This window comes from Micromonospora sp. WMMA1363, assembly GCF_030345795.1.
Classification (GTDB): domain Bacteria; phylum Actinomycetota; class Actinomycetes; order Mycobacteriales; family Micromonosporaceae; genus Micromonospora.
The window spans coordinates 3995792-4016511 of sequence record NZ_JAUALB010000001.1; the positions used below are offsets into that span (position 1 = coordinate 3995792).

Below are 20720 nucleotides of genomic sequence, written 5' to 3' on the forward strand. Positions count from 1 at the left end.
CGGGTCCAGATGTAACGACCGGCGGCCCACCACCATTCCCGGCGGACCCACACCCGCTCACCAGCGGGCACTCCCACGGCCGTCGCCACCGTGCAACGCCCCCACCCCCACCGGCATTCCACCACCAGCCCACCCCCGGGCACACCCCACACCGGCATCAACCAGACACCCACGACACACCACCGGCCTTCCCCGAACCCGACACGGCTGGGACGTTCGCGCGGTCCGGTCAGGGTGGCCCAGTCGCGGTAGTCGGCGAGCGGTTGACGGCGTCCAGGTCCGCGAGGTGCCGCCAGGCCGATCGACACCGCCGCATCGCGAATTGGCTGCCTGCACAAGCAACTGGTCGGGACCGGCTTGCGTTCGCGCCTCGGAACGTGTCAAGGGATTGAGGCCAACGGGAGTTAAGCGGCTTGTCGTTGTGGCTCGGGCTTGTTGATCCAGACCTGTCCGGGCAGGTCGAGGATTTTGGGCAGGGGCCGGGTGGTGCCGAACCGTTCCGGGTGCGCCGTGCGGGCTGCGGCGAGGGTGTCCTCGCGGTTGGCGCGGACGGTGTGGTGACGGTCGTGGTGGACGTCGGCGGGGGTGTGTAGGCCGATCCCGGAGTGCCGGTGGGCGTGGTTGTACCAGGTCACGAAGTCGTTCATGAACGCTCGCGCCTGGGCGAGGGACGCGAATCGGTCCGGGAAGACCGGCGCGTACTTCAACGTCTTGAACCAGGCCTCGCTGTACGGGTTGTCGTTGGACACCTTCGGCCGGGAGTGCGAGCGGGTCACGTCGAGGTCTTCGAGCAGGTCAGCCACCGATTTCGACGTCATCGACGTGCCGCGGTCGGCGTGCACGACGTGCGGGACGCCATGGACACCGAACACCTCGCGCATCATCGACTCCGCGAGGGGGCCGGACTCGCGGGCGTGCACACGGGCACCGACGATGTACCGGGAGTAGATGTCGATCATCACGTAGGCGTCGTAGTAGACGCCCTTCGCAGGTCCGGCCAACTTCGTGATGTCCCAGCTGTAGACCTGCCGCGGGGCGTCAGCGACCAGCTCGGGACGCCGGCGGGCCGGGTGCCGGGCCAGCCTGCGCCGCTCGCGCGCCTGTGCGTGCTCGCGCAGAACCCGATACATAGTGGCGATCGAACCGACGTACACGCCCTGGTCCAGCAGCGCCGCGTAGATCTGGGCCGGGGCCGCGTCGACGAACTCCGCACTGTTCACCAGGCGCAGGACCTGCTCACGTTCGGCCGGGGTGAGCGCGTTCGCCGGTGTCCGCCGCACCGGCGCCGCCCGTGTCGGCCGCCGCCGGTCCCGGTCCGCGCTGGACCGGGCGATCCCGGTCAACCGCTTCGCGTCCCGCGTCGTGATCCTCGCACTGGTCAGCTCGTGATAGGCGGCCATCAGCGCCTGCCGAGCCCGAACACGTCCGGACCGTCCGGCTCGCTCCTGGAGATGTCCTCCAAGAGCTCTCGCGCTTTTCCCATGATCGTCAACGCCGTCTCGGTCCGCGCCAGCTTCGCCTGCGCCAGCTCCAGCTCACGCCGCAACCGGGCGATCTCGGCCTGCTCCGCCGACGGCCTCCCGACCGTCTCACCCGCCGGCTTGCCCTGCAACAGCCCGGCATCACGGGCCCGGCGCCACTCCGACATCAACGACGAGTACAAACCCTCACGCCGCAGGAACGCACCACCCTCACCAGCCGCGACGGCCTGCTCATACCCGGCCAGCAACTCCAACTTCTGCCCCGGCGTGAACGACCGACGTGCCCGCGGCCCGCCTGAACGCGGACCCTTCTTGCCACTCATGACCCCATCCTGGGCCGTCACGACGTCAACAGCAGCATCCAACGCTTCTCGATCCTGAACTCGCCCTGTCCGGCGGACTTGCTATGAACCGCTGGCCTCAACTCACCCTGGCAGACAGGGCCTGAGCGGCACGGCTGGGGTGGCCACGAAGGGCTTTGCCAAAACAGCATGTTCCTTTGCCACCATCCCCCGGTCGTCGCATGCTGTGCACATGAGCAAAACGAACTTGGTGCAATCGAACATCCGGCCGTGGGATGTCGTGGTCATCGACGGCGGCGCCGCGGGTCTGTCCGGCGGCACCGAGCCTGGGGCGGGCACGGCGCTCGGTCCTGGTGGTCGGCGCGGGCGAACCGCGCAACGCTCCGGCGGTCAACGTAGGTGCTCACGGCATCCTCGGCCGCGAGGGAATCTCGCCGCTGGAGCTGCTGCGTCTGGGCCGAGAAGAAGTCGCGGCCGACGGCGTTCAGGTCGTCAGGGCACGGGTCGCCGAGGTTCTTCGGGACGGTGACGGCTACGGTGTGGTGACGGAGGACGGGCAGCGCGTGCAAGCGCGGCAGGTGCTGCTGCTCATGCTGGTCTTGACCTAATACCTCCAGGTCAGCCTCGGCTACCAGCCGCTCCGCGCCGGACTGGCCTTTCTCCCCTTCCGCGCCGGCATCGCCGCCGCCACCCTCGGCGCCTCACTGGCCCCAAGATCGGCCCCAGGCGACCGATGGCGAGCGGGATCGCAGTGGCCCTGATCGGCACGCCGTTGCTGCTCATGGTCGCAGCCAGCAGCGGCTTCCTCGCCGACCACAGCGGCACGATCACACCGGCGGTACGCCTGGACGGACACGTCCACGGATACCACATAGCGTTGATCGCGAGCGCCGTCGCATTCGCCCTCGCGCTCGCCACGGTGGCCCTGCTGATCAAGAAGCGCACTCGCACCGACGTCCCGCCGACACCCTCGTCCACGTCGGCTGACCCAAACCACCTAGGCGGAAGAGAGCCTTTCATGAGTACCGACAGCGACTCCGCAGCATTCTGGGAGAACCACTACTCGCGCCTCGACGAACAGTGGGGCACCAAGCCCAACGCCGTTCTCGAAGAACTCGTCACCACGCTCGCGCCCGAGGCGGGCACTGCACTGGACCTGGGCTGTGGGCACGGCGGCGACGCGATCTGGCTCGCTGTCCGAGGCTGGGACGTCACCGCCGTCGACGTCGCGCCCACCGCCCTGCAACGCGTGGCCACCGGCGCCCACGCCAACGGCGTAGCCGAGCGGGTGCACCCCGCCCGGCACGACCTGGCCCACGACTTTCCCGCGGGCCGTTTCGACCTGGTCAACGCCAGCTACTTCCACACCCCCCTCGACATTCCCCGGGCGAAGGTGCTGCGCCGCGCGGCTGCGGCGGTCGCCGACGGCGGACTGCTGATCATCGTGGAACACGCGTCCGTCGCCCCCTGGTCCTGGCAGGCCGGCGAGGACGTGCACTTCCCACGCCCCGAGGAGGTCCTGGCATCGCTGGAACTCGACGACGCCAGGTGGACGGCCGAACGCTGCCACGCACCCCAGCGCACCGCAACTGGCCCCCAGGGGCAGACGGCCATGGTCACCGACAACGTGCTGGCCTTGCGCCGCACCCCTGAGGGGGCGTCAGATACCGGTGATCCGAGTGTTACCTGGCCTTAGCTGTATCGCCGGGTTGGGTGGTTTCGGCGGTGAGCCGCCTGGCAAAATCGCCGATCCCGGTTGGGGCGATCAAGATGACCAACGCGGTTGCCGCACTCATACCCCACGCCGCCGCCCGACACCGGAGCCAAGAGCCCTGGATCGCCAGGACCGGCTACTCGGCGGGCATCGTCACCCGCAGTTGGCGAAGCAGGCCGCCATAGTCCTCGTCGTCGTCACCGATGAAGATCGGGAGCGAGCCGGCGACCAGTCCGACGCCCTCGACCTTGAGTCCTGAGCTGCGGGCGAGCTGCTGTGGCGGCTCGACCGGAAGCAGCCTCGCGCCGAGGGGGCCGCCAGCCCTAACCTGGGCCGCGCGGTACACGGCACTGTCGAAGGGACCGAGGTCGCCGGGATCATAGGCGGACGAGACGTAGATGTTGCCCCTCGCGTCGATGTCCATGCCCGAGGCGGGGCGGGCACCCGGCGGCACCGGCGCCGTGAAGGGCACTGACGTCCACCGCTGACCGAACCTGATCTCCCCGTCTTCGGTGACCAGCAGGCGGGTCATGTTGATGGTGGTGGTGTCACTTCCCTCCGCCCGTTCGGCGTACAGGAAGTAGTCCCTTCCGCGGATCGTTGCAACGGCCGTTGCTTCGACGTTGACGAGCGGCTCGGGCGTCTCGGGCCACGGCACCGCGTTCACGATTTCGACGTCGAAGTCGTCGTCCCACCGGGCGAGATAGATGGTGGGGTCCGGGTCGTCCCCGTCAGCGTTGCTCTCCGCCAGCAGGGCCTCGTTACGGCCGGGCAACCGGGCGATGCTCTCGAGGTCATTCGGCACGTCGGGAAAGTCGACGAAGAGTTCCTCGACGATGATTCCGTTCGGATCGACGGGCGTCCGCACGATCGAGAGGCGTGGCAGGTCGCGTTCCTCGTCGTTGTCCCTCGTGTCGTGGCAGACCAGGAACACCTCCTGGGACACGTCCTCGCTCTCCTCGGTGGCGAGCCAGGCGATGCCGCTGAACTCGCGTGGTGCCCTGATCTCGCCCTCACCGGTCAACGACGGCACTCCATAGCGGCTGTCGACCGGCCGATAGTCCTGTTCATGCTGGCCGTGAGCTGACGCGGACGCGGCGGGCGCAAGCAGACTCAGCCCGGCGACAGCCGGCAGTAGACGATGTGCAATGAACCGACGTCGAATCATCTGTCTCCCCTCCTCTTGCGGGCACGACCGCCCGCTCAGCACAAACGTAAGACTGCTTCGTGATTCGGTGGGGCTTTCATGTCCCGTTACTGCTTTAGGTGGTCCACCGGGTCGCCCCGGTCGGCCAGCTCGCGCAGGATCGGCGTCTGCGGCACGGCTCCGGAGATATCGGCGGCCTCGGCACCAGGGGGCACCGGGCCTCTCCGGCGGTTTCGGCAAACGCTTCGACCGTGCGGCAGGTGAACACGTCCCGGGGGGTGATCAGAAGTCCGGCGGCTACCCGCCTCCCGACCGAACCGACCGCCGAGGGACCGAAGCGCACACCGTCGGTCCTGGTCAACGGCGTGGGCGGCAACCGGGTCGTGCGCCGTGTTCTGGCACCCGCGAACCACGCGCTCCCCGGCCCATCAGCGGTCACCGGGTGCGTGGCGTTGGGCGGGCGTCATCGGCCGTCACTGGGGTGAACCCGCCGCGCTCAGCGGTAGATGCCGACGTGACGAAAACGAGGCACGAAACGACGATCGTGTCGGCCAAGCAGACCATGCCGGGCAAGCCGGCAGTCGGTCAGGATTCCACCCAATGCGACAGAGTCTCGTCGGTGTCCGTGCGCGGTGATAGATGCGCGCGTTCGCCCTGGGCGCCGAAGAGGGTGAGCAGTTCGGCTGGCTGGGCGTCGGCACTCGCGATCTGGTGTGGTGTGCGGGTGTCGAACTCTGCGGCTTCGCCGGGGCCGAGCTGGTATTGCTGATCGCCGAGGATCAGACGGACACGCCCGTTGAGCACGTAGAACCATTCGTACCCGTCGTGGGTCTGCAGTGTCGTGGGCGGCGGAACGGCAGGCGGGTAGATCACCTTGTATGCCTGGATGCCTCCGGGGCGTCGGGTCAGGGGCACGACGGTGAAGCCGGCTCGCCGGATGGGACGCAGGTGGATGCGTGGGTCGCCGGTGGGCGGCGCCGCGACCAGGTCATCGAGAGGGACGCCGTACACCCGTGCCAGTGGCAGCAACTGCTCCAGCGTCGGGCGCAGTTTTCCGTTCTCGAGACGCGACAGTGTGCTGGGGGTCAGGCCGGTCTCGGCCGCTAGGACAGCCAGCGAGATGTTTCGCGCCCGGCGCAGCGCACCCAGCCGCGGACCGACCCCCGCGAGGACTCTCTGTTCGGCGGCATTCATGATTCCATGATGCGGATCCGCAACGTTCTTCGCAAATGCGGAACAGGCCAGGTCATGCTGGTCGCGGAGGTAACCGATGCTCTTACAGGCAGCAACTTCGAGAACCACGGCCCGGTGGCCGCGCGCCGTGGCAGCCGTCGCGGCCACGCTTCTTTTGACGGCGGGGTGCACGACGGCCGACAGCCAGGCGAAGAACGCGGCGGCAGGGAAGGCGTCCGGGGCAGCTGCCCCGGGCTACGACTCCGCCACCCGAGACGACGTCGAGTTCAACCGCCGATTCTCTCACCGGACCGCCGATGTCGACGGCTTGACGATGCACTACGTCACCGGCGGGACCGGCGAGCCGCTCGTCCTCCTGCACGGCTGGCCGCAGTCGTGGTTCGAGTGGCGCGGCATCATGCCGACGCTGGCCGAGAAGTACACGGTGTACGCGTTGGACCTGCCCGGTCTCGGTGACAGCGTGGGTGCGCCAACGGGGTACGACAAAGCAACCCTCGCCCGGTATGTGCATGAACTGCTCGCCGACAAGCTCGGCCTGCGCAGGATCAACCTGGTCGGACACGACCTGGGCGCCGGGGTCGGCTTCCAGTACGCCGCGCAGTTCCCGGACGAAGTGATCAAGTACGCGCATCTCGACTATCCACTCCCGGGCCCGGCGCTCAGCGCGAACAACTACCGCCAGGTCAGCTGGCACATGTCGTTCCACAACCAGAACGGATTCCCCGAGGTACTCGTCGACGACGACGTACGCGACTATCTCTCGCTCTTCTACGGATACGTCGCCTATGGCGGGACGAGCTTCGGCGGGTCCGGCGCAACGGCCCCGTTCACCGCCGAGCAAATCGACGAGTACGCCCGCACATACCAGCGTCCGCAGGTCTTGACCGGCGGCTTCGAGCTCTACCGCACCTTGGACGCCGACGAGCGGGACAACATAGCCGCGAAACCGATCACCATGCCGACGATGCTGATGACAGCCCACGGCGCGCTCGACTTCACCCGCTCGACGGTCCAGCCCCGCATGTCCACCATCACCCGCGCTGTCGAGGTTCCCCATTCGGGCCACTGGCTGCCCGAGGAGAACCCGCAGTTCGTGACCACCGAGCTGATGGAGTTCTTCGCCCGAGGAGCCGGCCGAAGCTGATGTCCCCACCCCAAACCCGGAATCGCAGGGCCACCGGGCCGGCGTGGACCGCCCCCGACGAGAGGTCCACCTTGGTGGGATTCCTCGACTACCTGCGCGACTCGATCGCGGACAAGATAGCCGACGTACCGGAACCAGCCGTTCGCACCGCCGGCGTACCCTCCGGCACCAGCCTCCTCGGGTTGATCAAACACCTGACCACCGTCGAACGGTTCTACTTCCTCGAAGAACCGATCACCAACATTCGCCGCGCCTTTCGCCCCACCCGCGAGGACACGATCGCGAGTGTGCTCGCCGACTACCGCAGAACGACCGCGCAGGCGAACCAGATCATCGACACCTGGACCGACCTGGCACAGCCCGCACCCCGACTCCCAGGCCAAACACTCGCCCCGTCCCAACGATGGGTTCTGGTGCACATGATCGAAGAAACCGGGCGGCACGCCGGTCACGCCGACATCATCCGCGAACAGATCGACGGCTCGACCGGCCGCTGACAACACACCACCACGGTCAGGACATGAAAGGACTGAGCCCGCCGTGTCCAGCGCACCGGCCACCGTCACCGCTGATCATGCGGTGACGGTGGCCGGCACGGTGAGGACTTGCGGTCCCATCTGGAAGTCGGGGTCGATCTGCGTGGTGAGGTCGGCTCCGGCGCGATCGTTGGCCCAGGCTGCCGCGTTGCGGCGGTGGAATTCGTGGGCCCAGCGGGTGAAGGCGGTCCAGTCCTGGACGCCCCGGTCGACCGCTTCCGTCAGCTGTCCGACCGCGGCCCGATTAACGCTTTCGAGCTCGTTCAGCGGCCCCACGGTGCCGCGTTCGGCCCGTCGCACGTACGTCGAGCGGCTCACCCAGGTGAGGAGGTCGGTGCCGGCGTGCTCACGCAGGAACTCGACATCCGTCGCGTCCTCCACCTTGTTGCCGACGACGGACAGGGCCACTCCGTAGTCGCGGGCGTAGCCGGCGTACTGACGGTAGACGCCGACACTGCGTACCGTCGGCTCGCAGACCAGGAAGGTGCGGTCGAAGCGGGTGAACAGTCCCGAGGCGAACGAGTCGGCGCCGGCGGTCATGTCCACCACCACGTACTCCCCGGACCCGTCGACCATGTGGTTGAGCAGCAACTCGACCGCGCCGACCTTGGAGTGGTAGCAGGCGACGCCGAGGTCCTCAGCGGTGAACTCACCGGTCACCGCAAGCCGGACACCACCCACCGTCCGGACGCACGCCGAGTAGACCGGGTTGTCCTCCACCACCCGCAGCAGGCGCGAGCCGGCCCCCGGCGGGGTGGTCTTCACCATCTCGGCGGCGGAGCCGATGCGAGGATTGTCGCCCCGGAGGTAATCCTTGATCATGGGCAGGTTCTCGCCGAGCGGGGTCGTGGTGGCGCCCACCGACCCGCCGAGGGCCACTGCGAGGTGTTGGTTGATGTCGGCGTCGATGGCCAGCACCGGCCTTCCCTGCGTTGCGAGGTGCCGGGCGAACAGCGCGGCCAGGGTGGTCTTCCCGCTGCCGCCCTTGCCGACGAACGCGACCTTCATCGCACGACCCCCGCAACGCTAACGGTAATCGTTTCCATGTAGGCACCGTAACGGATCCTGGAGCTGTCCGGGCGGCGACCCGCCAACGTGTCCACCGGTCGACACGCGGCCGTCCGATGGTTGAGCGGTCAGCGCTGCCGGCCGGCGTCGGTGCGATGCCACGCTCGTGGCGAGGACACCTCGGTCCCACCGTCCACGGCCCGGCCATACTGGTGGGCGTCCGCCAGAGCCGCCGCGTGGGTGCCGCGTGGGTGCCGCCCGGCGAGCAGGAACAGGTGGACATCCACCTCCCGGCCCGCCCGCCGGGCGGTGACCGGGTCAGCAGTCACGCAGCTCGGGAGACTGGTTGAGCAACTGGCCGCGGGTGGACACGAAACGGCGGTAGGTGTCCGAATCGACGGCGGACCGGCGGAACGCCGCGATGCGGTGGCAGTTCTGGAAGGCCAGCTTCACACCGAAGTGACGCTCGAGGCTGGACCGGATGGCGTCACTGGCCAGGGCACGCAGCAACTGACCCCGCTCGGACTCACTGGGCGGCGGAATGACATTGTCGGCGAACTCGGCGTCGGACGACTCCAGGTCCACCACCACTCGGCTGACGGTCTGCCAGGCGTACGGCAACGATTCTCGGACGCAGGCCACGAACGCCTCGTCGTCGACGGGACCGGATTCGGCGGCCCGCAACAGGACCGGTGGCACGGTGAGAGACATGCTCCTCCTCACACGATAACGATCAACGATTGTCGTTAGCGTCGCGACATGAGCACACCACGTCACGGTCGACGGCGTCAACGGCACCATCGGACCGCGGCGGTGATACTGCTGGCCGGGCTGAGCCCACCCCGCCCGTGGCGGGCTGATGCTCGCCGACGGGCTGCATAGCGAATCGCGACGCACCGGCTCGGGGACGATCGTTAGGCAACGGGCGCAAGTGGTTGGGTTTCCGTGACTCCGGGCGAGGCTGGTCAGCGCTGGCCCAGCACGTCGCGCAGGCCGACACCGAGACGGACCTGCGCGACTGGTGCGATCAGGCCGCTGAGATAGTCGGGGCCAACCTGGCCACCGAACGCGAAGCCATCACCCTACTCTCGACCACAGCCAGCCCGACGAGACCGACGACAGCGGGTGTTCATTAGGGAAATCCCGGTAGAAGCTCAGTGTTCGATGGGGCATGGACCAGCGACGACGTGCGGGGCGGGTCAAGCCGGGTGGTGGTGCGCCGTGGCCTTCGCCTGGTGATCCTCGCTCCCCGCGAGGCCCTTCCTACCGCCGCCGCTCCTCAGTGGATCCGAATGCCCCCAGAGCATGCGTCGACGACCCAGCGCCGCCGGCTCGCGGCGGCCCATCGACGCTGTGCGACCTTCCAAAGCTCGACGTTCGCCGGATACCTGCGCCCCGGACGCCGACGCACTCGAGGAACCGTCCGGCCACGGTGTCCTCCGTGGCCGGAGTGCAGACCGGCCTGAGTGCCCAGGCGAGCCCAGTCCTGGGCTTGGCACAGCGGAACGTGTTGCGTAGCTGGCGCACCGCGCGGACGCCAGCGTGGCAGGCCAGCCTACTGGGGTGGGAAAATCGGGCAGCTTACCACATGTCACGTTGTGCTAAGCGCCACTTCACGTACGGTCAAAGGATGTCGAAAGTTGGTGTATCACAGACATCACCGCGCCATCTACTTAATCAGGTCGATCCACCGGAAGGACGCTCATCACGTTCGAGTCCGAGCCAAGCGGCGCCCGCCTGAGCCCTGAGCTCATGCTCGCCGACCCACGTGACGCCCCCCCGTGAAGCCGCCGAGCACACCGATCGAAGGAGAACACGTGAAGATCAAGGACCCGCCGGGACAGGGCCTGGGCCACGACGCCACAGCCGTCGATGCCGCGCCCGGGCGCGCCGACGACCGCGGTGGCGCCACCGACGAGATCGACCCGATCGCGCCTGCCGCAGGGGCACCGCTGCGGCGAAACGACGCAGACTCGACTGACGAGGCGTTGGGCAAGACCATCCAGCAGTGCGCGGACGTCGCCGCCCTGGAGGCCCTCCCGAAAGGGTTGGCACAAGCGTGAATCATCCGAGTGATCAGAGCCGGAGCGGTTTCCCCTTCCCGGAAGTGGTCATCCGTACAATGGGCAAGATCTCGATCGGAGTCGGGGGTAAGCGGAGCGTCAACCTCGGGCCCCCACGTCAGCGCGCTTTGTTTGCGTTACTGCTTATCAACGCTGGTAGAACTATTCCGATGTCGACGATAATTGATTCTCTCTGGAGTTCCGATCCGCCGCCATCCGTACGCAGCACAGTGTATTCGTACGTTTCGCGACTGCGCCAGGTGCTCGACACGGCCTCGGACGCGAATCGACCCGTCAGGATCGGTATCCGTCATTACGCTTCGGGTTACATGTTGGAGACGGACCTCGGGCGCACCGACTTCGTACAGTTTCAGTCCGGGATCGAACTCGCTTCGGAGCTGTCCGACCAGAACGACCTGAGTGCCGCGAAGAACGTCATGGAGTCGACACTGGCGCTCTGGCGCGGCACACCGTACAGCGAACTGGCGGCCTACGAGTTCGCGGTACTCGAAGCCACCCGTATCGAGCAGCTGCGGGTCCGAGGCCTACAGATCTGGGCCGACGTGGCGCTCGGGCTGCACCAGTATGACGAGGTGATCGGGCGGTTGGGTGAGGAGGTCCGCCGTAACCCGATGCAGGAGCGCCTGGGAGGTCGGCTCATGCAGGCCCAATATCACAGTGGCCAGTCGGCTGAAGCGTTGGTGACCTATGAGTCCATTCGCTCCTACCTCGCCACCGAACTCGGGGTAGACGCCAGCAATCAGCTGCAGAGACTACACCAAGCCGTCCTGCGAAACGAACTGTCGGCCGGTGAACCCGTCAGGGCGACGCTGCCCGGGGTGTCGGCGGTTGCCTCCGTCATCGAGGCATCGCCGCGGAGGCTGGATCCGCCTCCTCCACCCGCCGATGAACAGCTCGTCGGGCGCCTTCCCGCCATGGAACGTCTCCGGGCGATGGCGGGATCCGGTGGCCGCGACCGGATGCTGCTCGTGGTAGGCGAACAAGGGGTGGGCAAGACGTTCCTGCTCCAGGCGTTCGAGCGAGAACTCGTCGCGGCCGGGACCGAGGTCATCTGGGCTCGGGGGGAGCGCTCTACCGACCTCCCGGAGCTGCACATCTGGTGGCAGGTGATTGTCAAGGCACGCCGCCACCTCGCCCAGCGGAGCGCCGCGGAAAACGGCCGGGACGCGACGGTGGAGCTGGCCGACGCCCTGCCCGACGGGCGGCCGACCTACGAGGATGTCTACGAGGCCATCAGCGACGCGGCGGGGCGCACGTCGGTCACGCTCTTCCTCGAAGATCTCCACTTCACGGACGGCGGCAGCCTGCAACTGCTGCGGAGGCTGGTCCGGGAGGCCCGCGAAACGCGACTCACCGTAATCGCCACGGTACGCGAGCACGCCGTCTCGAGCAGCCCGGAACTGCAGCACATGCTCTCCGAGATCCTGCAGGAGGACATGGTCGACGACATCCTGCTGACACCCTTCTCTCTGGTCGAAACCCAGACCGTCGTCGAGAATCTACGCGGTGGGAACGTCCCATGGGACCTGGTCTCGAACCTCCACCGGTCGACGGGCGGCAATCCCTTTCTCCTGACCCGGCTGGCCGGCTCGCTCGACCCGGACAGCGATCCCCGCGATCTCCGGATGCAGCTGCCCTTCCGGGTGAAGGTCGTCGTCCGGGGCCGGCTGGCGGACTGCCCGCCCGATGTGCTCACGGTGATCGAGGCCTGCGCCGTGATCGGTACCGTGGTCGAGCGTCGGCTCCTGTTCGCGGTGCTGCACCTGCTGGGAAGGCCCTTGGACGCCGTCCACGACGCGCTGCGGTCTGGCCTGATCCTCTCCGATCCCGCCGACCGCAACGACGTCTACTTCGCCCAGGAGGTGGTTCGTGAACTGGTGCTGGAAGACATGACGCCCACCCGCCGTGCGGAGCTTCACCACATCGTGAGCAAGGTGCTGGCGGTCGACATCGCTGGAGGTGCCGCCCGCGCCGCCTACGTCGAGGTGGGCTTCCACTGCCAGAAGGCGGCGCTGGCCATCGGTACCTGGGAGGCGATCGAGCCGCTCATCGATCTGGCCGAGCAGGCGGCGAAACGGCTGCGTCTGGTGGAGTCGCGATCGTGGTTGCGGCAGGCGGCTTCGATCCTGCACAGCCCGCCCGTGGAGTCGTGACCCCGGTCGGCTCGGGTCGACGCCGCAACCGCTGGAAGAGCAACGCCGCCACACCGATGGCGACCGGCCAGAACAGATACCGGCCGGAGCTGAGTAGCAGGAGGAGCACGGTCACCAGCGACAGCACCGCCGCCCGATGGCCCCGGGTGCCGCGAGGCAACAACCGCACGGCCGCCGCCGCGCCGATGACGTAGACCGCGACCAGAGCACCGTTGGTCATGCGCAGCAGGGTCTCGACGCCGACTCCGAGGATGACGATGGCGAGCAGCGAGAGGTAGGTCAGGGTGGCGACCAGCGCCAGGCTGTGCCGGGGCACCGTGCCCGGCACGTCGCCTCGGCCCAGCCGGGCCGGCAGGTCACCGTGATCAGCGAGACGCGCGCCGAGTTTGGCCGCGCTGGCCAAGTACGCGGTCGTCGCCCCGAGGGTCAGTGTCGTCGCGGCCGCCGCGGCGAGCACCCGGGCCTGCCCGCCGAGCCCGACTGCCAGTAGTTCGCCCAGGGGCGCGTCGCTCTTCGCGGCGGCGGAGCCGAGCACGGTTATCACCGTGTATGCGAGCACGAGGTAGAGGGCGCCGACCAGCACCACCGCCGCCCAGGTGGCCCGGGGCACATCGCGTGCGGGGTTGCGGAACTCCCCGTGCAGGTGGGTGATCGCCTCCCAGCCGACGAAGCTCCACACCAGCGTCGCCGCGGCGGGGACGATCGCCAGCCAGCCATGCGGCGCGAACGGGACCAGGTTGGCGGTGTCCGCTTGTGACATCGAGGCTCCGGACGCCACCAGGAGAACGGTGACCAGCAGAACCGCCAGCAGCAGCTGGACACGCCCGACGAGGCGCAGCCCCGCGACGTTGATCAGCACGGCGATGGTGACCAGCACGGTGGCGGTCACGAACGTCGTCGCGGCGCCGCCACCCGTCGCCGCGGCGACGTACGCGCCTCCGAAGACGGCAGCCGTCGCGGTGCCGGTGGGCACGGCGAGGTAGAAACACCAGCCGACCATTGCCGCGGCCTGGTCGCCGTAGGTCATGCGCACATAGGTCGACACGCCACCGCCGTCGCCGAAGCGGGCACCCAGCGCGGCGAAGGTGGACGCCAGAGGGGCGGACAGCAGCGCGAGGAGCAACCAGGCCAGGAGCGACGCCGGTCCGGCGATGCGCGCGGCGATCGCTGGTAGCGTGATGACCCCGGTACCGAGCACCGCGGTCACATAGAGAGCAGTGCCCTGAACGAGGTTGAGACGGCCCGGATGCCGGCCGTCCTCGCGCTGCGCCATGCCGCGTGTTCCTATCTGTCCAGGCCGGACGGGCTGACCGCGGCGTTGCCACCACTGGCGATCAGTACGACGCGAGCCCGCTCCGGCAGTGCCAGCTCGCGGTGGAGAACGGCAGCCAGCGGCGTCGCGCCGGACGGCTCCACGAACAACCGCGTCGCTGACAGCATCCGTGCCCATGACCTGAGGATCTCGTCCTCCTCGACCTGGACCAAGTCGTCGAGGTAACGACGGGCGTGCTCAAAGGTGATCGCACCGGGTGCCGGGGCGGTGAGGCCGTCGGCCACCGATCGCACCGGTGCCGGTAGTGAAGCAGGTTCACCGACGGACAGGGAGTACGCCATGGAGCTGGCAGCCACCGGCTCCACGCCGATGATCCTGCTGCGCGGCGACAGCGCGGACAGCACCGTGCCCAGCCCGCTCACCAGCCCGCCTCCGCCGACGGGGATGACCACCGCGTCAGGCTCGGGCACCTGCTCCAGCAACTCCAGGCCGATCGTCCCCTGGCCGGCGATGACGTCGTTGTCGTCGAAGGGGTGCAGCATCGTGCTGTCGGACTCGGCGGCGAGCCGGAGCGTGCTGCCGATGAGGTCTTCGGTGAAGACGACCTCACCGCCGTAGCGGCGAACCGCCTCGACCTTCGCGGGGGTCGACCAGGTCGGCATGCAGACGATCACGTCGAGTCCCAGCCGGCTGCCCGCGTACGCGGCTCCGGCTCCGTGATTGCCGGCAGAGTACGTCACGACCGTGGTGAACTTGTCACCCCGTTCCTGTCGCGCCAGCAGGGCGTTCGCGGCCCCTCGTACCTTGAAACTGCCGGTGTTCTGCAGGCTTTCGGCCTTGACGAGGATCTCCCACCCGGGATGGTCGATGAGGGCGTCGCACGGGACGACCGGCGTGTCGCGGGCGATACCGTCGAGGCGCCGCGCGGCGTCCCGGACGTCCTGGAGACTGATGAGGCTCATCGGAGCGCGCTTCCCTTTCCGACCGCGGCCAGATGTGCCCCCATCGCGTCGAGGGCGGCGGTCTGCCGCACCGGGTCCTTCACGAAGGTGGTCCGGATCCACAGCCGGCCCTCGACGGGGTTCCCGAAGAACGGTGTGCCGGGCGCCACCAGCACCCGCGCGGTGCGCAGCAGCGCGTCACCGAGTTGCTCGGCGTCAAGCCCTAGTGGCGCGGTTCCCGCCATGACGAACCAGCCGCCCTCCGGTGGGTACACGTCGAACCCCATGTCACGCAGGCGGTCGACCATTTCCTGACGGCGGTTCTCGAACTGCTCCGGACGACAGGTGACGTCCGCCACCGCGGCCGCGCCGTGCTGCAGCGGGGTGCTGGTGCTGAAGCTCGTACGCTCGTGCACCTTGCGCAACACCGCCGTGATGTCGGGGGCGGCGATGCAGTATCCGATGCGCCAGCCCGCCATTTCGTTGGCCTTGGAGAGGCTTCCGGAGACGATCACCCGCTCGCGGTGGCCCGGAAAGTCGAGCGCCGAGACGTGTGCCCGTCGGTCGAAGACGAAGTCGGCGTAGACCTCGTCCGACACGCAAACAGCGCCGTGCTGCTCGCAGAGCGTCAGCAGACCCGCCATCTCGGCGCGTGAGAAGACCCGCCCGGTCGGGTTGTGCGGCGTGTTGACAATGACGGCCGCGGTGCGTTCGGTGAACGCGGCAGCAAGCCGGTCGGTGTCGAGCCGCCAGCCAGGATTACGCAGCCCGACCGGCACCATCGTGCAACCGGCGAGCCGGACCGCGCCGCTGTACGTCTCGAAAGCCGGTTCGACAACGATCACCTCGTCCCCTGGGTCGGTGACGGTGAGCAGGGCGACCAGGACCGCCTCCGTCGAGCCCGTGGTGACGGTGAGTTCGGTTGTCGGGTCGACGTGCGTCCCGTTCCGGGAGGCGATCCGATCCGCCAACATCTGTCTCAGGCGTGGGAGTCCCGAGGGATCGGTGTACTGGTTGAGGCCCGAACGCATGGCCCGGGTGGCGGCGGACACCGCTGCGGCCGGCGGCTCACCGGGTGGCGTACCGATGGCGATGTCCACCGCGTCCAGTTCCCGAGCCAGCTGGATCATCGGTGCCAGGATCAGGTCCCGCAGCCCGGCGGCCCGCTGTCCCACCCGATCGCGGCGGACGGTCGTCACTCCGCCATCCAGGAGTTGAGGTGCAGCACCGACTCCAGTGACTGTCGCGGGGCCGGTTTGAAGTCCGTGCCGATCGTGTATGCCGTCGGCAGCAGTGCCGCCTGAAGCAGCCCGTCCGGTAGGTCCAACAGGTCAGCGATCTCCTCTTCGTACATGAGGTGCAGGGTCGTCCAGGCGGTGCCGAGGCCCCGTGCCCGGGCCGCGAGCGAATAACTCCACGCTGCCTGAATGATCGACCCCCACCGACCGGCTTCGTTGTACTCCGGCGCGGCGGTGGCATCAAGGCAGGGAATGACGTGTACGGGGACCTCGGCCATGTGCTCGCCAAGGTAGGCGACGCTGTCAGCCACCCGCTGCTGCGTGGCGTGCCGTTCGGCGTCCTCTTGGAAGAGCGTGCCGCAGGAGCCGTCAGACGCCAGGTAGGTGTGCACCGCGCGCCGGTAGAAGTCGCCGATCACCTTGCGCTTGTCGTCATCGGTGACGACGACGAAGTGCCACGTCTGGCGGTTGCTGCCGGTTGGTGCCTGCAGCGCGACGGAGACGCATTCCTTGACCAGTTCGAGCGGGACCGGGCGGGTAAGGTCGAGTCGCTTGCGGACCGACCGGGTCGTGGTGAGCAGTTCGTCGGGGTTGAGGTTCAACAGCGTCATGATCCGCTCCCTTGTCGTCGGCAGGAGGAAGGATCGCCTGACGTCTTTGAACGCGCCTTGACGAAACTCTTGACGCGAATTGCTCGTCGTCCCGGTGGATCTGGCGACGCCGATCGCTACGATCCGTTTCATGCGGGTCGCGCGGTGTTCGGGGAGACACCGTCGGCGACAGTCCGGCGAGGCCGACGCGGGCCTCGAATTCGCAGATGTCGAGGGGAGAAATTCGTGACCACGTCGACCGCCTCCATTCGCGCGTCGAAGCGCGATCTCGTGACGGAGGTGCCCGGACCGCGATCCCGGACCATGATGGAGCGGCGCGGGGCGACAGTCGCACGTGGCGTCGGCTGCGCCGTCCCGGCGTTCATCGAGGCGGCCGGACCGGGGCTGCTGCACGACGTCGATGGCAACACTCTGATCGACCTCGGCTCGGGCCTCGGCGTCACCTCGGTGGGCAACCCCGCGCCCGAGGTCGTCGCCGCCGTCCACGAGCAGGTGGCGTCGCTGACGCACACGTGTTTCCTGGCGACACCGTACGAGGGCTACGTCGCGGTGTGCGAGGAACTGGCCAGGTTGACCCCCGGCGACCATCCGAAGCGGTCCGTGCTGCTGAGCACCGGTGCCGAGGCCGTCGAGAACGCCGTCAAGATCGCCAGAGCGGCCACCGGACGTACGGCGATCGTCGCGTTGGACCACGCGTACCACGGTCGGACCAACCTGGCGCTCGCACTGACCGCCAAGAACGCGCCCTACAAGCAGAACTTCGGGCCGTTCGTACCGGATATCCACCGCATACCCACCTCCTATCCCTACCGCGACCCGAAGGGCATGACTGGAAGGGAGGCCGCCGCCCGAGCCGTCGAGGCGCTCGAACGCCAGGTTGGCGCGGAGAACGTGGCCGCCGTGGTGGTGGAGCCGATACAGGGCGAGGGCGGAATGATCGTCCCGGCCGCAGGCTTCCTCACCGAACTGACGGATTGGTGCGGCCGCAACGGGGTGCTCCTCGTCGCGGACGAAATTCAGAGCGGCTTCTGCCGCACCGGCGCCTGGTTCGCCAGCAACCACGAGGGTGTCGTGCCGGACCTGGTCATCACCGCTAAGGCCCTCGCCGGTGGCCTACCCCTGTCCGGGGTGACCGGGCGCGCCGAGTTCATGGACGCCGTGCAGCCCGGCGGGTTCGGCGGAACGTTCGGTGGCAACCCGGTCGCCTGCGCCGCGGCCCTCGCCGCGATCCGCACGATGCGGGAGCGGGACCTGCCGGCGAAGGCGCGCCGGATCGGGGAGATCCTGACCGCACGCCTCACTGCGATCGCCGCCGTCCACCCCGAGGTGGGAGAGGTACGCGGCCGTGGCGCGATGATGGGTGCCGAGATCGTGCACCCCGACACCGGCCTGCCCGACGCCGAAAGCGCCGATCGGCTGGCCAGAGCCTGCCAGGAAGCGGGCGTCGTGCTGCTGACCGTGGGCACCTACGGCAACGTACTACGGTTCCTGCCCTCCCTGGTGATGCCCGAGGATCTCCTCGGGGACGCACTGGACGTGCTGGAGGACTGCTGTGCCCGGCTCTTCGGCTGACCGCGGCGGGCTGCCCCCGCGGAAGCTGGGCGGTCTTGTCGTGGGGGCGCAGGGACTCGGCTGTCTCAGCCTGAGCTCGTTCTACGGCGCTACCGACCGGGCCGAGGCCATCGCCACCGTGCACGAGGCGATCGAGCGCGGGGTGACGTTGCTGGACACCGCTGACGTCCAGGGGCTCGGCCACGGCGAGCGGCTCGTGGGTGCCGCCGTGGCGGGCAGGCGCGACCGTGTCCTCATCGCCACCAAGGTGGGGCTCGAACGGTCCGCGAGCGGCGAGTTCCTGGGAGTACGCGGCGACCGCGCCTACATCCGCAGCCGGTGTGAGGGGTCGCTGACCCGACTCGGCGTAGACCATCTGGACATCTACACCAAGCATTGGGCCGCGCCGGGCGAACGCATCGAGGAGGCCATGGCGGCGATGGCCGAGCTCGTCGAGGAGGGCAAGGTTCGTCACGTCTGCCTCTCCGAGGTTTCCGCGGGGACACTGCGCCGCGCGCACGCCGTTCACCCGGTGGCGGCGGTACAGGCCGAGTGGTCACTGTGGACCCGTGGGGTCGAGGACGAGGTGCTCGGCGTGTGCCGCGAACTCGGCATCGGCATCATCGCCAGCTGCCCCCTGGGTCGCGGATTCCTCGCCGGGCAGGTCACCCCGGCGACCATCTTTCGGGACGAGGACTTCCGGCGTACGCTTCCGCGCTTCTCCGGCGGGAACCTCGCCCGTAATCTCCGTTCACTGGAACCATTGCGGGCGCTTGCACAGCGTTACGAGCTGACGCTCGCTCAGCTCTGCCTGGCCTGGCTGCACCACCAGGGCGAGGATGTCGTCGCGATCCCGGGCACCGGCCGCCGTGATCATCTCGCGGAGAACCTGACCGCCACACGGGTGAGGCTCAGCGCCGGGCAGCTTGTCGAGATCGAGGCGGCCCTGCCCCCTGGTGCCGTGTCCGGGGAGCGCTACGGCGCTTTTCTCATGGGCCTGGTGGGCAACTGACAGAACGCCGGGGGCGCGGATGGAGATCCGCGCCCCCGGCGGTGTCGGCGCAATGCCCGCTCAGGTGGTGTAATGCGCGTTGAGACGGACGTAGTCGTCGGTGAGGTCGCATCCGTAGACCGTGAAGGCCCCGTCCGCGATGCCGAGGTCGATACCGATGACGACCTCGTCCTCGGCCAGGTGCCCGGCGATGATCTCACGGGCTCGGGCGTCGTCGTGGTCGGCGCCAGCGCCGGTGCCGGTCGGCGGATAGACCACGGTCCCACCGAAGCGGATCGTCACCGCTTCCTGGTCGATGTCGGTGTCGTCGGAACACTTGCCGACGGCCATCGCGACCCGGCCCCAGTTGGGGTCACCCCCGTGTACGGCGGTCTTGACCAGCGGCGAGTTGACGACGGTCTTCCCGACGCGCTTGGCTTGGTCGGCGTCGCGAGCCCCGGTCACCGAGACCACGATCGTTTTGGTCGCGCCCTCGCCATCACGGGTGATCTTCTTGACGAGTTCGAGTGCGACGGATTCCAGTGCCCGTTCGAACTCTTCAGGGTCGACATCGCCGGCCAGGCCGTTGGCGAAGAGCGCCGCCGAGTCGCTGGTGGAGGTGTCGGTGTCGATACTGACCGCGTTGAAGGTCCGGTCCATGACCCGGCGGAAGAGGCGGTCCTGCTCTCCGTGGACCAGCCGGGCGTCGGTGGCGAAGAACGTCAGGAGCGTGGCCATGTCCGGCTCCATCATGCCGACGCCCTTGGCGATGCCGACGAGTGTGGCGTCGCCGATCCGGCGCACCTCGATCTTCTCGCGAGTGTCGGTCGTCATGATCGCTCGGGCCGCCCGCTCAAATCCGTTGTCGGCCGGAGGCTTGGTCAGGGCGGTGAGATGGTGTCGCAGGCCGCCCATGGGGTACTGCCGTCCGATGACGCCGGTGGAGGCGACCAGGAGTTCCTCCTCCGCCACCCCGGTGGCCTTGGCGGCGAGCGCACGCAGCTCACGCGCGTTTTCGGTGCCCTGAACTCCCGTGGCGACGTTCGCGTTGCCGGCGACGACGACCACGCCACGAGCCCGCCCGTCGGCGACGGCCACGCGGCTCAGTGCGACGCTCGGGCCAGCGAAGCGCGACCGGGTGAAGACCGCGCTGACGGCGGCCGGGACTGTCGAGAACAAGATGGTCAAATCATCCCGGTCACCGTCACGGATGCCCACGTGTGCGGTGTGCACCGCGAAGCCGCGCGGCCCGGGAACAACGCTGTCGGTCATGGATAGGCTGCCCTCCTGAAGACGTCGAGCCGAGCAAGGACCATCATGCTCGACCGCGGTGGTCCGGCTACCCCGCGCCG

At 68.4% G+C, this 20720-nt stretch carries 19 protein-coding genes; 8 read left to right on the forward strand and 11 right to left on the reverse strand.

The features are described 5' to 3' along the window. Positions 1 to 404: 404 nt before the first annotated feature. Positions 405 to 1804, reverse strand: a protein-coding gene (locus QTQ03_RS18575; RefSeq protein ID WP_502889682.1) for an IS3 family transposase whose coding sequence is annotated in 2 segments (ribosomal slippage) — positions 405 to 1471 and positions 1471 to 1804 — 1401 coding nt in all. Because the reading frame shifts where the segments join, the coding sequence is not laid out codon by codon here. Positions 1805 to 2058: 254 nt separating this feature from the next. On the opposite strand from QTQ03_RS18575, the gene QTQ03_RS18580 reads away from it, so the two are divergent. After that, positions 2059 to 2391, forward strand: coding sequence for an NAD(P)/FAD-dependent oxidoreductase (locus tag QTQ03_RS18580; protein WP_289279147.1), 333 nt, complete (start codon positions 2059 to 2061; stop codon positions 2389 to 2391). 125 nt (positions 2392 to 2516) lie between these two features. After that, a complete protein-coding gene (locus QTQ03_RS18585) occupies positions 2517 to 3479 on the forward strand; it encodes a class I SAM-dependent methyltransferase (RefSeq protein WP_289279148.1) in 963 nt (320 codons plus the stop codon). Positions 3480 to 3633: 154 nt separating this feature from the next. Here the strand turns inward: QTQ03_RS18585 and QTQ03_RS18590 are convergent, their stop codons facing one another. Both QTQ03_RS18590 and QTQ03_RS18595 read right to left on the reverse strand, forming a co-directional pair. Then, on the reverse strand, positions 3634 to 4665 hold the full coding sequence (locus QTQ03_RS18590; RefSeq protein ID WP_289279149.1) for a hypothetical protein: 1032 nt from the start codon (positions 4663 to 4665) through the stop codon (positions 3634 to 3636). 564 nt (positions 4666 to 5229) lie between these two features. Beyond that, positions 5230 to 5838 carry a helix-turn-helix domain-containing protein gene (locus QTQ03_RS18595; RefSeq protein ID WP_289280892.1) on the reverse strand — a complete coding sequence of 203 codons (609 nt, stop codon included), beginning with the start codon at positions 5836 to 5838 and terminating at the stop codon, positions 5230 to 5232. Positions 5839 to 5965: 127 nt separating this feature from the next. On the opposite strand from QTQ03_RS18595, the gene QTQ03_RS18600 reads away from it, so the two are divergent. Beyond that, the gene (locus QTQ03_RS18600) at positions 5966 to 6982 is read left to right on the forward strand and encodes an alpha/beta fold hydrolase (protein WP_289279150.1); all 1017 of its coding nucleotides are present in this window, start codon (positions 5966 to 5968) and stop codon (positions 6980 to 6982) included. A gap of 74 nt (positions 6983 to 7056) precedes the next feature. Next, the gene (locus QTQ03_RS18605) at positions 7057 to 7479 is read left to right on the forward strand and encodes a DinB family protein (RefSeq protein ID WP_289279151.1); all 423 of its coding nucleotides are present in this window, start codon (positions 7057 to 7059) and stop codon (positions 7477 to 7479) included. Between the two features lie 75 nt (positions 7480 to 7554). Here QTQ03_RS18605 and QTQ03_RS18610 read toward each other — a convergent pair whose 3' ends face one another. The 3 genes from QTQ03_RS18610 to QTQ03_RS18620 all read right to left on the reverse strand — a co-directional run bounded on the left by QTQ03_RS18610 (position 7555) and on the right by QTQ03_RS18620 (position 9237). After that, the gene (locus tag QTQ03_RS18610) at positions 7555 to 8526 is read right to left on the reverse strand and encodes an ATP-binding protein (RefSeq protein ID WP_289279152.1); all 972 of its coding nucleotides are present in this window, start codon (positions 8524 to 8526) and stop codon (positions 7555 to 7557) included. Positions 8527 to 8654: 128 nt separating this feature from the next. Further along, the gene (locus QTQ03_RS18615) at positions 8655 to 8855 is read right to left on the reverse strand and encodes a hypothetical protein (protein WP_289279153.1); all 201 of its coding nucleotides are present in this window, start codon (positions 8853 to 8855) and stop codon (positions 8655 to 8657) included. Next, the gene (locus QTQ03_RS18620) at positions 8845 to 9237 is read right to left on the reverse strand and encodes an SCO5389 family protein (protein WP_289278898.1); all 393 of its coding nucleotides are present in this window, start codon (positions 9235 to 9237) and stop codon (positions 8845 to 8847) included. The genes QTQ03_RS18615 and QTQ03_RS18620 overlap by 11 nt, the downstream gene beginning before the upstream one ends. 1106 nt (positions 9238 to 10343) lie before the next feature. Between QTQ03_RS18620 and QTQ03_RS18625 the strand changes: the two genes are divergently transcribed. Continuing rightward, positions 10344 to 10589, forward strand: a complete 246-nt coding sequence (locus tag QTQ03_RS18625; RefSeq protein WP_289279154.1) for a hypothetical protein — start codon at positions 10344 to 10346, stop codon at positions 10587 to 10589. A gap of 59 nt (positions 10590 to 10648) precedes the next feature. After that, positions 10649 to 12763 carry an ATP-binding protein gene (locus QTQ03_RS18630; RefSeq protein WP_289279155.1) on the forward strand — a complete coding sequence of 705 codons (2115 nt, stop codon included), beginning with the start codon at positions 10649 to 10651 and terminating at the stop codon, positions 12761 to 12763. On the opposite strand, the gene QTQ03_RS18635 is transcribed toward QTQ03_RS18630, so the two are convergent. From QTQ03_RS18635 to QTQ03_RS18650, 4 genes are all read right to left on the reverse strand, one after another. Next, positions 12657 to 14036 carry an APC family permease gene (locus QTQ03_RS18635; RefSeq protein ID WP_289279156.1) on the reverse strand — a complete coding sequence of 460 codons (1380 nt, stop codon included), beginning with the start codon at positions 14034 to 14036 and terminating at the stop codon, positions 12657 to 12659. The two genes, QTQ03_RS18630 and QTQ03_RS18635, sit on opposite strands and share 107 nt — an antisense overlap. An 11-nt stretch (positions 14037 to 14047) precedes the next feature. Further along, the gene (locus tag QTQ03_RS18640) at positions 14048 to 14998 is read right to left on the reverse strand and encodes a threonine ammonia-lyase (protein ID WP_289279157.1); all 951 of its coding nucleotides are present in this window, start codon (positions 14996 to 14998) and stop codon (positions 14048 to 14050) included. Continuing rightward, a complete protein-coding gene (locus QTQ03_RS18645; RefSeq protein ID WP_502889873.1) occupies positions 14995 to 16107 on the reverse strand; it encodes a pyridoxal phosphate-dependent aminotransferase in 1113 nt (370 codons plus the stop codon). The genes QTQ03_RS18640 and QTQ03_RS18645 overlap by 4 nt, the downstream gene beginning before the upstream one ends. A gap of 65 nt (positions 16108 to 16172) precedes the next feature. Continuing rightward, a complete protein-coding gene (locus tag QTQ03_RS18650) occupies positions 16173 to 16826 on the reverse strand; it encodes a nitroreductase family protein (RefSeq protein WP_289279159.1) in 654 nt (217 codons plus the stop codon). Between the two features lie 225 nt (positions 16827 to 17051). Between QTQ03_RS18650 and gabT the strand changes: the two genes are divergently transcribed. Both gabT and QTQ03_RS18660 read left to right on the forward strand, forming a co-directional pair. Continuing rightward, complete coding sequence (gene gabT, locus QTQ03_RS18655) at positions 17052 to 18398, forward strand: 4-aminobutyrate--2-oxoglutarate transaminase (RefSeq protein WP_289279160.1); 1347 nt, start codon at positions 17052 to 17054, stop codon at positions 18396 to 18398. Further along, a complete protein-coding gene (locus QTQ03_RS18660; protein ID WP_353890600.1) occupies positions 18379 to 19389 on the forward strand; it encodes an aldo/keto reductase in 1011 nt (336 codons plus the stop codon). The genes gabT and QTQ03_RS18660 overlap by 20 nt, the downstream gene beginning before the upstream one ends. Before the next feature lie 60 nt (positions 19390 to 19449). Here QTQ03_RS18660 and argJ read toward each other — a convergent pair whose 3' ends face one another. Then, on the reverse strand, positions 19450 to 20640 hold the full coding sequence (argJ, locus tag QTQ03_RS18665) for a bifunctional glutamate N-acetyltransferase/amino-acid acetyltransferase ArgJ (protein ID WP_289279162.1): 1191 nt from the start codon (positions 20638 to 20640) through the stop codon (positions 19450 to 19452). Positions 20641 to 20720: the final 80 nt, after the last annotated feature.

Coding starts and splice junctions, on each gene's coding strand:
- QTQ03_RS18635 (WP_289279156.1), bottom strand. CDS start 14,036: ATGGCGCAGCGCGAGGACGGCCGGCATCCGGGCCGTCTCAACCTCGTT.
- QTQ03_RS18585 (WP_289279148.1), top strand. CDS start 2,517: ATGGCGAGCGGGATCGCAGTGGCCCTGATCGGCACGCCGTTGCTGCTC.
- QTQ03_RS18580 (WP_289279147.1), top strand. CDS start 2,059: ATGTCGTGGTCATCGACGGCGGCGCCGCGGGTCTGTCCGGCGGCACCG.
- QTQ03_RS18590 (WP_289279149.1), bottom strand. CDS start 4,665: ATGATTCGACGTCGGTTCATTGCACATCGTCTACTGCCGGCTGTCGCC.
- argJ (WP_289279162.1), bottom strand. CDS start 20,640: ATGACCGACAGCGTTGTTCCCGGGCCGCGCGGCTTCGCGGTGCACACC.
- QTQ03_RS18610 (WP_289279152.1), bottom strand. CDS start 8,526: ATGAAGGTCGCGTTCGTCGGCAAGGGCGGCAGCGGGAAGACCACCCTG.
- QTQ03_RS18595 (WP_289280892.1), bottom strand. CDS start 5,838: ATGAATGCCGCCGAACAGAGAGTCCTCGCGGGGGTCGGTCCGCGGCTG.
- QTQ03_RS18645 (WP_502889873.1), bottom strand. CDS start 16,107: ATGATCCAGCTGGCTCGGGAACTGGACGCGGTGGACATCGCCATCGGT.
- QTQ03_RS18620 (WP_289278898.1), bottom strand. CDS start 9,237: ATGTCTCTCACCGTGCCACCGGTCCTGTTGCGGGCCGCCGAATCCGGT.
- QTQ03_RS18640 (WP_289279157.1), bottom strand. CDS start 14,998: ATGAGCCTCATCAGTCTCCAGGACGTCCGGGACGCCGCGCGGCGCCTC.
- QTQ03_RS18630 (WP_289279155.1), top strand. CDS start 10,649: ATGGGCAAGATCTCGATCGGAGTCGGGGGTAAGCGGAGCGTCAACCTC.
- QTQ03_RS18650 (WP_289279159.1), bottom strand. CDS start 16,826: ATGACGCTGTTGAACCTCAACCCCGACGAACTGCTCACCACGACCCGG.